Genomic DNA, 14,793 nt, shown 5'->3' with positions numbered 1-14,793 from the left:
GCCGGGGAGCGGCGATAGGGTCCGAGCTCGTCGGACTTGTCACCGGGGAGTGTCGGATGGCTGGGCTTGCTGGGTGGTTGGTTCCGGCGGGGCTGGGGCGCGACTTCCGACGGATCTGGCCGGCGACGATCATCTCCAATCTGGGCGACGGGGCCATGCTGGCGGCCGGGCCGCTGCTGGTCGCGTCCATGACGTCCGCGCCGGCAGCGGTGGGCGCTGCAGCGTTTGTCCAGCAGCTGCCCTGGTTGCTGTTCGCGCTGTTCAGCGGGGCGTTGGTGGACCGGCTCGATCGACGCGCGGTGATCGTTGCCGCTGACACCTTTCGTGGGTTGGTACTGGCCTCGCTCGGCGCAGTAGTGCTGTTTGGCATGCCGCCGCTCTGGGCCGTCTACCTGGCACTCTTCCTGCTCGGCACGGCGGAGACGTTGGCGGACAACGCGGCCGGCGCACTGCTGGTGAGCGCAGTACCCAAGGAGCACCTGGGGAAGGCCAATGCGCGTCTGTTCGCCAGCGGCACGGTGCTGCAGCAACTGGGCGGGCCTCCGCTGGGTGCGCTGCTGTTCGCTGTTGGAGCTGGTGTGCCGCTGGTATTCGACGCGGTCACGTTCCTCGCAGCGGCCGCGCTGATCGCACGTGTCGCCGTACGCCCGCCGCTGCCTGACGCTGCGACGCCTACGGCGCTCTGGAGCCAGGTGCGGGAAGGCGTGCATTGGTTGTGGCACCACGCGGGCGTACGGACGCTCGCTCTGTCCATCCTGGTCATGAACATCACCTTCTGCGCCGCCTTCGCTACCTGGGTGCTGTTTGCGCGGGAGCGGCTCGGTTTGACCGAGACACAGTTCGGCCTGCTCGTTTCCGTCGGCGCTGTCGGGGGTGTGCTCGGCATGCCGACGTACCACCTGCTGGAGCCGCGCGTGGGCTCGCTGACTCTGCTACGCGCCGGGCTGGTGATCGAAACGGCCGTGCACCTCGTCCTGGCGCTCACTCGGAGCCCGTGGGTCGCTGGAGCCACCATGGCCGTCTTCGGGGTACATGCGGTCGTGTGGGGCATCGTCTCGACCACTGCTCGTCAGCTGGCGACGCCGGAACCGCTGATGGGTCGAGTCAACAGCGTGTACCTGCTCGCATCGGTCGGCGGCGCGGCGATCGGCTCCGGGCTCGGCGGCGTACTGGCGCAGCGCTTCGGGCTGGCTGCTCCGTTTGCCATCGCGTGCGCTGCAATGGTGGTGGTCACCGCAGTCGCCTGGCGTCCGTTGCGCAACATCTCGGTACGGCGGGAGCCGGTGACCGACTGATATCCGCTGGCTGGCACGGCACGCGATTGCTATCGTCTGCCAGCCGCCGACGAACGATGGGAGCGAGGAGACATGCCCGCAGCCGCGTCCCTCGGCCTCCCGAACGTCCGCGGCCGCGTACCGCTGCTGGCGGCGCTGGCGATCGACTCGTTCGGCGGCGGGTGCGCCGGTCCGCTGCTGCTGCTCTTCTTCAACAAGGTTGCCGACATCCCGCTCGGCACGGCAGGTCTCATGCTGACGATCGCGACGCTGTTCTCGATCGCCGCGCCCGCAGCGGTCGGCGTGGTGATCGACCGGGTCGGGCCGCGGAACCTCGTGATGGCGGCGCAGTTCGCGCAGGGGGTTGCGTTCACCGGGTTCTTCTTCGGCCGGTCGCTGTGGCTGCTGTTCCTGTGCTCGCTGGTGACCACGACCGGACAGCGGGTGTTCTGGTCGGCGATCTTCAGCCTGCTCGCTGACGTCGCCGACGAGGGCGAGCGAGACAAGTGGTTCGGTCTGGGCGGGATGATGCAGGCCGGCGGGCTCGCGCTCGGCGCACTGCTGGCCGGCTGGCTGCTGGCCATCGGTGGGGACGCACCGTTCCTGTTCGCTATGGCGCTGAACGCGGTGACGTTCTACCTGGCCGGAGTGCTGCTGCTGCGGCTGCACCCGTCGCACCACCAGCGGACACACCAGGACAGTGGGCCGGCGCCGCTGCTGCGGAAAGACCGGACGTTCCTGGTGCTCATTGCGGCCAACACGCTCCTGGCTATGTGCACGATGATGCTGGGGGTCGGCGTACCGGTCTACGTGACCGAGGCGCTGACTGTGCCCAAGTGGTTGGTCGGGGTGCTGATCGCAGCGACCTCTGTGGTGCTGGCGACCGGCCAGACGCTCGTCGTACGGCACGCCGAGCGGCGACGGCGTACCGACGTCATGGTGGTCGCTGGTGTCACCTACGCGGCATGGGCGCTGCTGATGGCGTTGCAGGTGCACATCTCGGCAGGGTGGGTGGTGCCGGTGCTTGTGCTGGCGACGGCATGCTATGCGTTTGCCGACCTGCTGCATGCGGCGACGAACAACGCGTTGTCGGCTGCTGTCTCGCCGGTGGTCGGGCGGGGGAAGTACCTGTCGTACTGGCAGTACTCCTTTGCGTTCTCGAGCGTGCTGGCGCCGGGGTTCTTCGCGCTGCTGTTCGAGGTGCATCACGAGCTTCCTTGGGTGTTGCTCGCCGGGCTGGCGCTGATCGCGGCCGCGACCTTCCTGGTGGTGGCTCGGACGGCTCCACGGTTGAGCTCTGCGCGGATCTGAGCCGCTTTTGCTGAGGTGTCAGGATGTGATGTCTCAGGACATGGGTGACAGTTCTGCATCAGGACATCGGTGACAGTTGATGTCTCAGGACTTCGGTGACGTTCGCGGCTTGTCGGTGCGTGGTCCGGGTGGTCTGCCGTTGCCGACATAGGTGATGCCGGGTGCGGGCCGGATGTGTTCGATGAGGATCTCTCCTTGCAGGTCGGTGACGGTGATCTTGTCGCCGACCTTGTTGCCGGCGCTGATGACGAGGACCTGCTGGAAGCCGCGGCGCCCGTCGACCAGGTATTGGACCTTGTCTAGGTAGAACATGCCGGCGGGGGTCAGTTTCTTGACGACGGTGTCGTCGGGCAGGTCGTCGGGCAGGTCGGTGGGCAGGTCGGTGGGCGCCGGTGCGAGAGGTGGTCGGGGGCGGCTGGCGGGGCGGTTGGGGCGACGGGGAAGGTCGTGTGTGGGGCGTGGCGGCTCGGCCTTCGCGGTGGCTTCCCAGGCGGTCAGGGGTGTGACCCGGCCGGGCAGTCCTTGGTGGGGGCGTTGGGTGTTGTAGATGTGGTCGAAGGTGTCGACCTGGGCCTGCAGTTCGTCGAGCGTCGCGGCGAGCGGTTGTTTGTCGAGGTAGCGGAACAGCGTCTGGTGGAAGCGTTCGTTCTTGCCCTGGGTGGTCGGCTTGTAGGGCTTGCCGGTGATCGGCTCGACGCCCAGGGCCATCACGTGGACGACGAGCTGGCCCAGGAGCCCACGGCGCGACGGGTTGAGCGCGGACCCGTTGTCCGACAGCAGCCGTTGCGGCACGCCATGGGCGGCCACGGCCTTGTCGACCACGACGATCGCGGCCTCGGATGTTTCGCCCCACGCGACATGGGAGGCGACCGCGTAGCGGGAGTGGTCGTCGATGAGCTGGAAGACCACACACCTGCGCCCACCGGTGAGCACGTACTCGGTGGCGTCGAGTTGCCAGCAGGCGTTGGGTGCTGGGTAGACGAACCGCCGCCATGCCGCTCTCGGCTTCTTCCGCGGCTCCAGCCGCGCCACGCCTGCCTCGCGGAAGATCCTGGCCAGCGACGCGACCGACGGCACAACCTCCAGGCCCATCGCACGCATCTTGTCGTGCACGCTGACCGGCCCATGGTCCAGCCCGGAGGACTCCAGCGCCGCACGGACACCGAGGGATTGTTTCTTGACCTCGTCGCCGAGCTTGGCCGGGCTGGTGTTCGGTCGCCGGCTGCGAGGCTCCAGTGCCGCAGCCGCACCGTCGATACGGACCCTGGCGCGGATCGCATAGAACGTCTTGCGGGAGAGCTGATGCTCGGCGCAGAACGCCGTCACCGCCCCGCGCGGCGCGTCATCGGGCCACCGGACGATCGCGAGACGGACACGAGGATCAACAGGCTCATAAGCGGTCGGCACCGCTCAAAGAAGCCAGAAGTGTCACCACCAAGCACCCCGGATGTGTCACCGATGTCCTGACACAGAACCGTCACCGATGTCCTGCGACATGACACTGAGGTGTCAGGATGCGTTGCATCTGATCGAACATCTGTTCTAGTGTTCTCGCAGTTCGTGGTTCTCCACCCCGGATTGCTCGAGGGCCGAGCCTCCCACCTCGATGTGGACGGCCGCCGGGCACCGCCGCCCGGGTTGTGAGGGCCCGGGCTGTGGAGAATCCGCAAACATCGACCTGGTACAAGCTGGAAGCGAGGTGATCACGCGACGGAAGGACACAGCACATGCTCCTGGAACACCGCGGCCGCCGACCGGTCGTGCCCGAGTCCGCTTACGTAGCCCCATCGGCCGTGCTCTGCGGCGCCGTCGTCCTTGGCGAGGGCAGCAGAGTCCTGCACGGTGCGGTGCTGACCGCGGAGGACGGCGAGGTCCGGCTTGGTGAGAACAGTGTGGTGATGGAGAACGCCCTGGTGCGCGGCCGGGCCCGTCATCCCACGCTGATCGGCAACGCGGTCCTGGTAGGTCCCCATGCACACGTGAACGGCGCCACGGTCGAGGACGAAGTCTTCATCGCCACGGGCGCCGCGTTGTTCCCCGGTTCCGTTGCCGGCGCTGGCGCGGAGCTTCGGATCAACAGCGTGCTGCACGTCAACTCGCACCTGGACGCAGGCGCGGTCCTCCCGATCGGCTGGATCGCCGCCGGCAACCCGGCTCAGCTCTTCTCGCCCGACCGGCACGACGAGCTCTGGCAGGTCCAACGCGAGCTGGACTTTCCCGGCACGGTGTACGGCGTACCTCGGGACACACCCCTGCGCGAGATCATGGCGCGTCAGTCGCGGTACTTCGGCGCGCACGCTGACGACCGGCTGATCGACTGATCAGGTCGTGAGGGTGTGAAGCTCGAACCGCCGGATCTGCGACGGGGTCGAGCCTGCGCAGGTGAGGCGCGCGTCGACGCTGTCGAGGTGGGCTGATACCTCGACGGTGAGTTGCCCGTTGGTGGATGCGAGGACGATGCGCCAGTGGTGGTTGCGGAGTTCCTCGACGGATTGCGGAAGGAGGTTGCCGAGGGCTGGTGAGTGACCGGCCGCGCGGGCGAAGTGCTGGGCCGCTTGGACGGGCGGGATGAACGCACCTGATCCACGGAGGAGATCGGGTACGACGACACCCTGGTCGTACTGCTTGGCGAGCTCGACTGCGCGGGTTGGTGGGACGTGCCCGTAGAAGAGGCTGTGCGGGAGTACGACGATGTTCGCGGCGAAACGATCGCCGCCGATGTGGCTGCACTCCCAGGTCCGCTCGGGATACGCGGCCGCCAATGCTGCGGCGACGGGACGCCCGCGGACAGCACAACACGCGTCGTGACGCCCGTGGGTGCAGACGAGGTAGACCGGTTCATGGCTGACGGTCCCTGGGTCTCTGCCCGCGAGCACGTCGAGCAGGTGCTCGTCCGTGGGCAGTTCACCCCAGCGGATCGACTCATGCCCTGGCCGAGAGTCCACGATCCCCCACCGCCGCGGCCGCGTCCGATCCACCCGCCCGTACCGCCGAATCAGCACCGCCCGATACCCAAGCCGCCGACACAACCGCACAACCTCATCCCCAAGCCGCCCGGAAACACCCGCCGGCGCCGGAGCACCTGCCTGCGCGGGGACGCCTGCCTGCGCGGGGACGCCTGCCTGCGCGGGGGTGGCCGCCTGTGGGGCGGCTGTTTGGGGCTGCGCTGACGGTGGATCCTGCGCGGCTGTCGGTTGCTGGGGCGTTGCGGGGTGGGGCGGTGTGAGCTGGGGCAGTGTGAGCTGGGCCGGTGTGAGCTGAGGAGTCTCGCGGTGGAGGGCGGTGAGGGCTTGGCGGGGCCATGGGGTGTGGGACTCGATGAGAAGCCAGCGTTCGGCGGGTGGGGCGGACGCGATGAGGGAGTCGTGACGGAGGTCAGCCAGTGCCGCACAGCCAGTTTCTGGCCGATATCTGATCACAGGCCGCTCCACACCTCCCGAGAATACTGTTGCGAGCTTCAACTACAGCCGCGGTCTCACGCGCTTGAGTACCCAGCGCGCGACCGGAGTACCGACAGACAGGACGGTTGATGAGCTTTCCCCGAATCGAGGCGGAAGGATTGGTGCTGCGGGAGTGGACCGAGGACGACCTCGCAGCCATGCAAGCGCTGTTCGACGACGCCGAGGTTGCCTACCGCACACCACTACCATCACCGTTCGACGAATCGGCCGCCCGGAAGTACCTGGCAAGCGCTCGGGAAGCGCACGCGAACGGCAAGCGGCTCCACTGGGCGATCACAACAGATGGACAGCGGCCGCTCGGAGAGATCCTGTTGAACCAGGTGACCGGCGGGATCGGCTACATCGTCGGTGCACCCCATCGGGGACAGCGACTCGGAGTACGGGCGCTGACGGCGGTGACGCAGCACGCGCATGAGGTCGCCGGAGTACGTCGCCTGATCCTGGAGATCGAGCCGAACAACTTGCCAAGCATCGCGGTAGCACGCTCAGCCGGCTTCCACCCAACAGACCACCCCCTCGAAACAGTCACCGACAAAGCCCGCACGTACCCCCTCGCCATCTGGCAACACACCATCCCGCCGGTGCGTACCGGCCATGCTCGGGATTAGGGGACGGCGGTTAGGACTGCTTCGGTTAGGAGGCGGCGGACTAGGACTAGCTGGTCGGTGGGGGGTAGGCCGGGGAGGGTGCCTACCTTGCAGTCGGCGCCGGAGGTCAGGGCGGTGAGGGCTTCGGCGGTTGTGGAGGGGAACGTGATGGTTCGGTCGGGGAGCTGGAGGGTAAGCGGTTCGCCTGGGATCAGGCGGCAGCGGAGGCCGGTTCGAAGGCGGACTGTTGTGCCGACTGCCAGTGAGGCGATCGATGCCGCGTGGGCCAGCGGGGCCAGGGGCGCGGGGCGGTTGCCGGACCAGGTGCGTCGGCGGAGGCGGGCGGCCAACGCGTCGAGGTCGGTCGACTCGATTTCGGTCGTCAGGAGTCGGACGACCTCGGGGAGGATCTGGCGGAGGTCGTCCGGGTTGCCGGGGTCGAAGCCCAGGGGCAGAGCCGTGCGGAGGTTGGGCTGGTTCGCGGCTAGGGCGGCGAGTTCTTGGACGATCAGGTAGCGGGTGAGGGTGTGGAGGCCGATGGTGAGGTGCGCGCTGACTCCGCCTAGGGCCTTGGCGGAGTGGAGGAAGCCGCGGGGGACGTAGAGCGCGTCGCCTGGGCGGAGTACTTCGTCGATCACGGGGGCGTTGTCGCGGGCGGCCGCGGCGACCGCTTGGGCGTGGTCGTTCCAGGGCTGGTTGCGGAGGGGGTTTACGTGGACCGGTTCGCGGACGGTCCAGTGTTTTTCGCCGGCTACCTGGAGGACGAATACGTCGTGTACGTCGTAGTGCGCGGAGAAGCCTTGGGACTTGGGTGGGGTGATGTACGCGTTGATCTGTACCGGGTGGCCCGCGTCCACTGACAGCTGCGTGGAGAAGTCGACCAGTGCGGGCCAGGTGCGGTGCAGAGCTTGCAGTACGACGGTGTGGCCGCCGGCGAACAGCGCGGCCACCTTGTCGTCGCGGACCTGGTCGCCGATCTCCGCGCCCACTCCGGCGCCACCGGTGAACTGGTTGTCGCCGACGACAGAACCGTTCTTGGCGATCCGGATGAACGGTGTCCGAAGGCCACGGCGAGACAAGAGTTCGTCGACCGCGCCGAGGCTGAACAAGTCGTCGTACGGCGCCGGCAGCTCCGGCCCGCGCGAAAGCAAAGCCCGCGAACCCCAGTAAGACCTCGCAAACTCCCCCAAGTCCCCCGCCACACACCGCCGAAGCGCCGGCCGCTCACCCCCACCAAACCCACCCACCACCACACCAGCCGAGCCGGTTGAGTCGGTGGAGTTGGTTGCGTCGGTCGCCCGCGCCACGTCCGTTGCCACACCTGAGCCCGGATCCGTCGCGGCGCCGACGCCGGTGGCGTGGGCCGGGGTCGCACCAGCCGGGACGGCTGAGTTGGTTGGCCCTGTCGGGTCCGGTGCCGGACCTGTGCCCGAGACCGCCGCGGTGCCGACTTCGGCCGCGTGGGCCGAGCCGGGCGCACCACTCGCGGCGCTGGAGTTAGTTGGCCGACCCGGGCCTGGCGCCAGATCTGAGCCCAGGTCCGTCGCATTCCCGACGTCGCCTGCGTGGGGCGGCGCGGCCGCACCAGCCGCGCTGGAGTTGGCCGGCCTGGCTGCCTCCATGGCCAGACCTGAACCCGGGGCCGTCGCGGTGCCGAAGACGGTTGCGTGGGCTGGGTCGGTCGCGCCGGCCGGCGCGCTCGGACCAGCTGGACCGGTTGCGTTGGTGTGCCGGGCCGGGGTCGTTGAGGCTGTGTGCGGGGGCGTTGTGGTGGGGGCGTCGGTTGGGTGGGGTGGGGTGGTCGCGGGGGGTGGGGTGGGTGCGTCGGGGGTGGGGGTTGGCCGGTCCGGGCCCTCTGTCGTTGCCCTGTCCGTGGTTGTACCTGTGCCGGGGTTGGCTTTGGGTGCGGGGGGCGGGTGGGGCCCGGGGTCCGGCACGGAGGTCACCAGCTTCCGGAGTTTCCGCCGGCGCCGCCGTCTGCGCCGCCATCGGCGCCACCGTCCTGGCCGCTCTGGTTGGCGCCACCATCTGCGGTGCCTTCGCCGCTACTACCTGCGCCGCCGTCTGCTCCGCCGTCGTGGCCGCCGGTGTTCGCGCCACCGTCCGCTAGACCCTCGCCACCAGCCCCACCATCGGCACCGCCATCAGCGCCGGCGTCTGAGGTGCCGCCGTCGGCTACGCCTTCGCTGGAGCCGCCTGCTTGGGAGTCGTTGCCTTCGGTCGAGTAGCCGCCAGCGCCGCCGTCTGCTCCGCCGTCGTGGCCGCCGGTGTTCGCGCCACCGTCCGCTAGACCCTCGCCACCAGCACCACCATCGGCACCGCCATCAGCGCCCGCGTCCGACGTTCCACCGTCCGCTGGGCCCTCGCCGAGGCCGCCGCCAGTACCACCATCGGCACCGCCGTCAGCGCCCGCGTCTGACGTTCCTCCGTCGGCCAGGCCCTCGCCGGCACCGCCATCTGCGCCGCCGTCGTGGCCGCCCGTGTTTGCGCCGCCGTCCGCGAGGCCCTCGCCGCGAGCGCCTCCATCCGCACCGCCGTCAGCGCCGGCGTCTGAGGTACCGGCGTACCCGCCGGCGCCGCCGTCTGCGCCGCCGTCGTGGCCGCCTGTGTTGGTGCCGCCGTCGGCGAGGCCTTCGCCGCCCTCGGAGGAGGAGGTGTTCATGTCGTCGTCGCTGAGACCCATTGTGCTGCTCCCTTCGCGAATGCCAGAAGCGTGCCCAGGACAGTGACAACGGGCACCCTGGTCATCTTGTGCGCAAAGTGGTGCCCAGCTAAACCCCTCGAGCGTTACAGCGCCAACTCGATTCCCCGGCCGGTCACCGAACGAGGTCTCGCAGCACCTTCACGAAGCCGTCCGTGACGTCCGGCGACCGTACGGCGACCCGCAACCAGTCCGGTCCGAGGCCCGGGAACGTGTCGCCCCGCCGGACCGCGAATCCCTGCTCACGAAGGGATTCCCGCAGTACAGCGGCTCCCGCGAGCCGGACCAGCACGAAGGGCGCGCGCGCCACGCCGTACGTCGAAAGGCCATGCACCGTACCGAGTTTGTCCAGCAGATAGTCACGCTGCCGTTCGATGTCGAGTGCCGCGGCAGCTGCCTCCGTCACCGCCCGCTCGTTGCTGCAGGCAATGGCCGCCGCGAGTGCAGGAGTGGACACCGGCCAGTGCGGCTGAACCGCCGCCATTTGTTCGATCAAACTCGGGGCCGCGAGCACGTACCCGATCCGCAGGCCGGCCAGCCCCCACGTCTTGGTCAGGCTCCGGATGACGACGAGCCCCGGGATCGAGGCGGCGGCGAGCGACTCCGGTTCGCCGGGTACGGCGTCCATGAACGCCTCGTCGACCAGCAGGATCCGGCCGGGGCGGGCGAGTTCGCGGAGGTCGTCGGCCGGGTGCAGGACGGAGGTCGGGTTGGTCGGGTTGCCGATGACGACTAGGTCGGCCTCGGACGGTACGGCGGCGGGGTCGAGGACGAAGTTGTCCTCCGGTCGCAGGATCACCCGGTCGACGAGGTGCCCGGCCGACCGCAGCGCGACCTCGGGCTCGGTGAACTGTGGATGAACCACCACCGGGTGACGCGGGCGGAAGGCGCGCGCGGCTAGTACGAACGCCTCGGCGGCGCCGGCTGTCAGGAGCACGCGCGACGGCGTGATTCCGTGGCGCGCGGCGACGGCGGCCAGTGCTGCGTCTTGTCGCGGGTACGCCGCGAGGTCCGTCAGGCTCGACGCGATCGCGTCGACCAACCAGCCCGGCGGCGTCTCGGCCCGTACGTTGACGGCGAGATCGACCAGCCCGTCGCCGACCTCGAGGTCGCCGTGATGCTCCAGCTCATACCCATCCACCACGCCCAGGAGGCTAACCGCTCAACAACAATTTCGGACCCCCCGGTCCGCCCCCTGGTCAGCCAACCGAACCCAACCGAGGTGCCGCCGGGCCGGGAGGCGGGTGGGGAGCCGGGCCAGGAGGGTCCGGACCTGGACGGGGATGGTGGGTGGGGAGCCGGGCGGGACGGTGGCGGGCAGTGGGCGCGGAAGTGGGCGCGGAGGTGGGCGCGGCGCCGGGCGGAGACGTGGGCGGGAACGTAGCCGGAGTCTGGCGCGACGTGGGCGGGGAGGTAGCCGGGGACGTGACCTGGGAGCCGGGCGCGACGTGGGCGGGGGGAGGTCGGCGGGGAGCCACGTCGGGAACCGGGCGGGAGGTGGGCGGGACGTTGGGGCGGGACATGGACGGGAACGTGGGACGGGGAGCCGGGCGCGACATGGTCGGCAGGAGGTGGGCGGGGAGCCGCGTCGGGCTCCGCGTGGGAGGTGGGCCGGGACGTGGACGGGAACGTGGGCGGGGAGTCCGGAGGGACGTGGGCGCGGACGGTGGGCGCGGGGACGTGGGCGGGAGGGTGGAGTTAGCGGGGGGTGACTATGTAGCGGCGGTTTTGGAGGGAGGGGTTTTGGGTGCGGACCGTGGTTAGGCGGGTGGGGGAGAAGTCGGCTGTTGCGTGGCCGTCTGATTCGCCGGCGGAGGCTAGGGGGATGCCTTGGGGGTCGATGATTTGGCTGAGGCCGCAGTACTTCTTGCCGTTTTGGGCGGCGGCTGCGACGTAGCAGGTGTTCTCGATGGCTCGGGCCGTCAAGAGCGTGGTCCAGTGGTGTTCCTTCAGGGGGCCGCGGACCCAGGCGGCGGGGATGGCAAGGATCTCCGCGCCGGCGTCGATGAGGGCGCGGGACAGTTCGGGGAAGCGGAGGTCGTAGCAGGTCATCAGGCCGACGGCGTGGCCGGCAACCTGCACGACCACCGGCGCGACGTTTCCGGCGGTCAGCTGATCGGACTCCTTGTAGCCGAAGGCGTCGTACAGGTGGATCTTGCGGTACGCGCCGAGCAGCGAGCCGTCCGCACCGACAGCCAGCAGGGTGTTGTACGGCCGGTTCTGGTCGCAACTGCGTTCGAACATCCCGGCAACGATCGCCACACCGTGCTCGACAGCAGCTTTGCGTAGGGTCGCAACGAACTCCCCGTCCAGGGGTTCAGCCGCGTCCGCGACGCCCTCGACCGCGAAGTCCGACATCATCGCCTCCGGAAGCACGACGAGGTCCGGGCCGGAGGCGGCGGCGTCAGCAACAACCTCGGAGACCAGCGCACGGTTCGCAGCCTTGTCGTAGCTGCTGGCGGTCTGCACCACGGCGATCCTCATCTCCCCATCGTGCCCCAGAAGGACTTGATCCTCACGGTGAAGCAGAAGCTGCTCGGCGTCCTCGACGGCGCAGCAGCGCCGCGAGGCGGTCGCCGAGCTGTCGGTCGAGGAGCTCGAGGCGATGCGGCAACGCCGGGCGGAGTTGATGCCGAAGGAGTAACCCGGCGACACTTCAGCAGTGGAGTTCGACGCGCTGGTGCTCGCTGGGGGCGGGTCCACCCGATTCGGCGGGGTGGACAAGGCGATGCTGGTGCTCGACGGTGTGACGCTGCTGGACCGGGTGCTGACGGCGACGGCCGACGCGCAGTCAACCGTCGTCGTCGGCCCGGTCCGCACGACCTGCCGCGAGGTCGAGTGGACCGTGGAGGACCCACCAAAAGGCGGTCCGGTCGCCGGGATCGCGGCCGGCCTCCAGCACGGTACGGCGCCGATCGTGGTGCTGCTGAGCTGCGACCTCCCCTGGCTGACACAGGCCGACGTCAGCAAGCTGATCGACGGCCTCGGCGAGCACGACGGACACGGCCTGCGGGACCGCGACGGCCGGGAGCAGCAGCTCGCGGCGGCGTACCGGCGTACGGCGCTGGCCGAGGCGATCGCGCGCACCGGCGACCCGAGAGACAAAGCGGTACGGCGGACGCTCGCCGACCTGGACCTGGTATGGAGCAGCCCGACCCACGCCGGCGACGACGTCGACACCTGGGCCGATTTCGACGATTAACCGGTGGACACGGCTTCTAGCGTGAACCTGTGGATATCGCGGCAACGGTCGAAGCGGCCTGTGGCATCGAGGTCACCGAGCTCATCGAACGCACCGGCGGGCAACTCAGCGCTGTCTACGAGGTGCGTACCAGCGCAGATCCGCTGATCGTCAAGGTCTACGCACCGGAATGGCAGTGGAAACAGGCCAAAGAGGTGCACGTGTACAGCCTGCTCGACGGGCTGCCGGTCCCCGAGGTGCTGTACGTCGGGGACACCTTCACGATCCTCACGAAACTCGACGGGATGCCGTTGTCGGAGGTCGAGCCGGACGACCCGCGCGCGGTCTACACGCAGCTGGGCCGGCTCCTGCAACGCATCCACACCATCGAGCAGCCGGCGTACGGCTACCTGACCGACCGGATTCTCGATCCGCTGCCGGACAACGACCAGTACATGCGCCGCCAGTTCGCGAAGAAGCTCGACGAGTTCGCCGGCGATCCAGCGCTGAAGGCCAAGCTGGCAGCGCATGTCGACAAACATGCCCACTTGTTCGCGGCCAACAGCCAAGCGGTCCTGTGTCACAACGACTTCTACGAAGGCAACATCCTCGTGGATCCGGAGACCTGGCAGGTCACCGGCTTCATCGACGTCGAGAACGCGATCGCCGCCGATCCCCTGCTGGACCTCGCCAAGACCATCCAGTACTCGATCCGCGGCGACGCCGAGAAGCTCCAAGGCCTCAACGACGGGTACGGCGCCACGCCACCGGACCGGATCGACCTTTACCGCCTCTATCACTCGCTCGAACTATGGGACTGGTTCCACTCGATAGGCGAGACCGCTCACCTCGACAGCATCGCCGGAGACCTCGAGGAGCTGGTCAGCCGCGACGGGTAGGTTGGTCACCATGCGAGCTGTCGTGTGTGAGGGAGCCGGCGGGATCGATGTCCTGAAGATCGGCGAGATCCCCGACCCCGAACCGGCCGTCGACGAGGTCGTCATCGACGTTGTCGCCGCGGGCGTCAACCGGGCCGACCTGATGCAGCGCCAGGGGTTCTACCCGCCGCCGCCCGGCGCTCCCGGGACGATCGGGCTCGAGGTATCCGGCCGGATCAGCGCGGTCGGCTCCGAGGTCGAGGGCTGGTCGGTGGGTGACGAGTGCTGCGCGCTGCTCGCGGGTGGCGGGTACGCCGAGAAGGTCGCCGTACCCGTGCCGCAGGTGATGCCGGTCCCGGACGGTCTCGACCTGGTCAGTGCGGCCGCCCTGCCCGAGGTGGTCGCGACGGTCTGGTCGAACATCTTCATGACCGCTCATCTCAAGGACGGCGAGACCCTGCTCGTGCACGGCGGCTCGTCCGGGATCGGCTCGATGGCGATCCAGCTCGGCGTCGCGCACGGCGCGCGGGTGCTGACCACGGTCGGCAGCCCGGAGAAGATGGAGTTCTGCACCCGGCTCGGCGCCGATGTCGCGATCAACTACAAGGAAGCCGAGTGGGCCTCGGTAGTCCAGGAGGCGACCAAGGGCGCCGGCGCCGACGTGATCCTGGACATCGTCGGCGCGAAGTACCTGACCGACAACGTCAAGGCGCTCGCCTTCGACGGCCGGCTCGTGGTGATCGGGATGCAGGGCGGCGTGAAGGGTGAGGTCGACCTCGGCCGGCTGATGAGCCGTCGCGGCACGATCATCGCCGCCGGGCTGCGGTCCCGCTCGGTCGAGGACAAGGGCCGGATCCTCGCCGAGGTCGTCGGCCACGTCTGGCCGCTGATCGCGGAGAAGAAGGTCCGCCCGGTCGTGCACACCACGTTCCCGCTCGCCGAGGTCGCGCGAGCGCACGAGGCGATGGAAGCGTCGAGCCACCTAGGCAAGATTCTGCTGACTCTCTAACCAGTCCGGGTCCGGCGCCACCAGCTGGATCACGTCGATCCACGTCCCCTCGGGGTCGCGGACGAAGAAGTGCCGCTGCCCGAACACCTCGGTCACCACCGAGGTCTCCAGCGGTACGCCGCCCTCGGCCACTGCCGCCGCGACCTTGTCCACGTCGTCGACGATGAACCCGAAGACGTTCGTGCTGTCCGTGAGCGCCGACACGGCGGCGGGCACGGTCGCATGCCCGCGTTCGCAGATCGCCAACTCCCAGTCCGCCTCACCACGTCGCAGCGTGATGAACCACCCGAGATCGAGCACGATCTCCAGATCGAAGTACTGCGCGTAGAAGGCGGCCACCTCCGAAGTCCGCGCGGTCACCACCGTCGCGCCAAAAGCCGCGGGTTGCATA

Annotated in this window: 13 protein-coding genes and 1 pseudogene; 7 read left to right on the top strand and 7 right to left on the bottom strand. The window is 69.0% G+C overall.

The features are described 5' to 3' along the window. Positions 1–56: 56 nt before the first annotated feature. Both AB0E69_RS12425 and AB0E69_RS12420 read left to right on the top strand, forming a co-directional pair. Positions 57–1,295 (top strand): MFS transporter, encoded by a 1,239-nt coding sequence (locus AB0E69_RS12425; protein ID WP_360143271.1) that lies wholly within the window; start codon positions 57–59, stop codon positions 1,293–1,295. A 72-nt stretch (positions 1,296–1,367) separates the two neighbouring features. Further along, on the top strand, positions 1,368–2,585 hold the full coding sequence (locus tag AB0E69_RS12420) for an MFS transporter (protein ID WP_360143269.1): 1,218 nt from the start codon (positions 1,368–1,370) through the stop codon (positions 2,583–2,585). Between the two features lie 58 nt (positions 2,586–2,643). On the opposite strand, the pseudogene AB0E69_RS12415 reads toward AB0E69_RS12420, so the two are convergent. After that, positions 2,644–3,911 (bottom strand): annotated as a pseudogene (locus tag AB0E69_RS12415) (IS481 family transposase). Between the two features lie 401 nt (positions 3,912–4,312). Here AB0E69_RS12415 and AB0E69_RS12410 point away from each other — a divergent pair. Then, the gene (locus AB0E69_RS12410) at positions 4,313–4,906 is read left to right on the top strand and encodes a gamma carbonic anhydrase family protein (RefSeq protein WP_360143267.1); all 594 of its coding nucleotides are present in this window, start codon (positions 4,313–4,315) and stop codon (positions 4,904–4,906) included. Here the strand turns inward: AB0E69_RS12410 and AB0E69_RS12405 are convergent, their stop codons facing one another. Next, complete coding sequence (locus AB0E69_RS12405; protein ID WP_360143265.1) at positions 4,907–6,004, bottom strand: sucrase ferredoxin; 1,098 nt, start codon at positions 6,002–6,004, stop codon at positions 4,907–4,909. It lies immediately after the preceding gene. Between the two features lie 110 nt (positions 6,005–6,114). Here AB0E69_RS12405 and AB0E69_RS12400 point away from each other — a divergent pair, with 110 nt between their 5' ends. Next, positions 6,115–6,654: a GNAT family N-acetyltransferase gene (locus AB0E69_RS12400; RefSeq protein WP_360143263.1), complete on the top strand. Its 540-nt coding sequence runs from the start codon at positions 6,115–6,117 to the stop codon at positions 6,652–6,654. Here the strand turns inward: AB0E69_RS12400 and AB0E69_RS12395 are convergent. The 4 genes from AB0E69_RS12395 to AB0E69_RS12380 form a co-directional block, all read right to left on the bottom strand. Further along, positions 6,651–7,784: a cupin domain-containing protein gene (locus AB0E69_RS12395; RefSeq protein WP_360143261.1), complete on the bottom strand. Its 1,134-nt coding sequence runs from the start codon at positions 7,782–7,784 to the stop codon at positions 6,651–6,653. The two genes, AB0E69_RS12400 and AB0E69_RS12395, sit on opposite strands and share 4 nt — an antisense overlap. Before the next feature lie 791 nt (positions 7,785–8,575). After that, a complete protein-coding gene (locus AB0E69_RS12390; RefSeq protein ID WP_360143259.1) occupies positions 8,576–9,316 on the bottom strand; it encodes a hypothetical protein in 741 nt (246 codons plus the stop codon). A gap of 133 nt (positions 9,317–9,449) precedes the next feature. Beyond that, positions 9,450–10,478, bottom strand: a complete 1,029-nt coding sequence (cobC, locus tag AB0E69_RS12385; protein WP_360143257.1) for an Rv2231c family pyridoxal phosphate-dependent protein CobC — start codon at positions 10,476–10,478, stop codon at positions 9,450–9,452. 554 nt (positions 10,479–11,032) lie between these two features. Further along, positions 11,033–11,818, bottom strand: coding sequence for a carbon-nitrogen hydrolase family protein (locus AB0E69_RS12380; RefSeq protein WP_360143255.1), 786 nt, complete (start codon positions 11,816–11,818; stop codon positions 11,033–11,035). 178 nt (positions 11,819–11,996) lie between these two features. Here AB0E69_RS12380 and AB0E69_RS12375 point away from each other — a divergent pair, with 178 nt between their 5' ends. Genes AB0E69_RS12375 through AB0E69_RS12365 form a run of 3 tightly spaced genes read left to right on the top strand, consistent with a single transcriptional unit; the run spans position 11,997 to position 14,402 of the window. Continuing rightward, positions 11,997–12,536, top strand: a complete 540-nt coding sequence (locus AB0E69_RS12375) for an NTP transferase domain-containing protein (protein WP_360143253.1) — start codon at positions 11,997–11,999, stop codon at positions 12,534–12,536. Between the two features lie 29 nt (positions 12,537–12,565). Continuing rightward, on the top strand, positions 12,566–13,414 hold the full coding sequence (locus AB0E69_RS12370; protein WP_360143251.1) for an aminoglycoside phosphotransferase family protein: 849 nt from the start codon (positions 12,566–12,568) through the stop codon (positions 13,412–13,414). A 10-nt stretch (positions 13,415–13,424) separates the two neighbouring features. Further along, positions 13,425–14,402: an NAD(P)H-quinone oxidoreductase gene (locus AB0E69_RS12365; RefSeq protein WP_360143249.1), complete on the top strand. Its 978-nt coding sequence runs from the start codon at positions 13,425–13,427 to the stop codon at positions 14,400–14,402. On the opposite strand, the gene AB0E69_RS12360 is transcribed toward AB0E69_RS12365, so the two are convergent. Further along, positions 14,376–14,792, bottom strand: a complete 417-nt coding sequence (locus AB0E69_RS12360) for a VOC family protein (protein WP_360143247.1) — start codon at positions 14,790–14,792, stop codon at positions 14,376–14,378. The two genes, AB0E69_RS12365 and AB0E69_RS12360, sit on opposite strands and share 27 nt — an antisense overlap. Position 14,793 lies beyond the last annotated feature (1 nt).

It is taken from the genome of Kribbella sp. NPDC026611 (assembly GCF_040638345.1).
GTDB lineage: Bacteria > Actinomycetota > Actinomycetes > Propionibacteriales > Kribbellaceae > Kribbella.
This window is presented reverse-complemented; position numbering and strand designations above follow the sequence as displayed.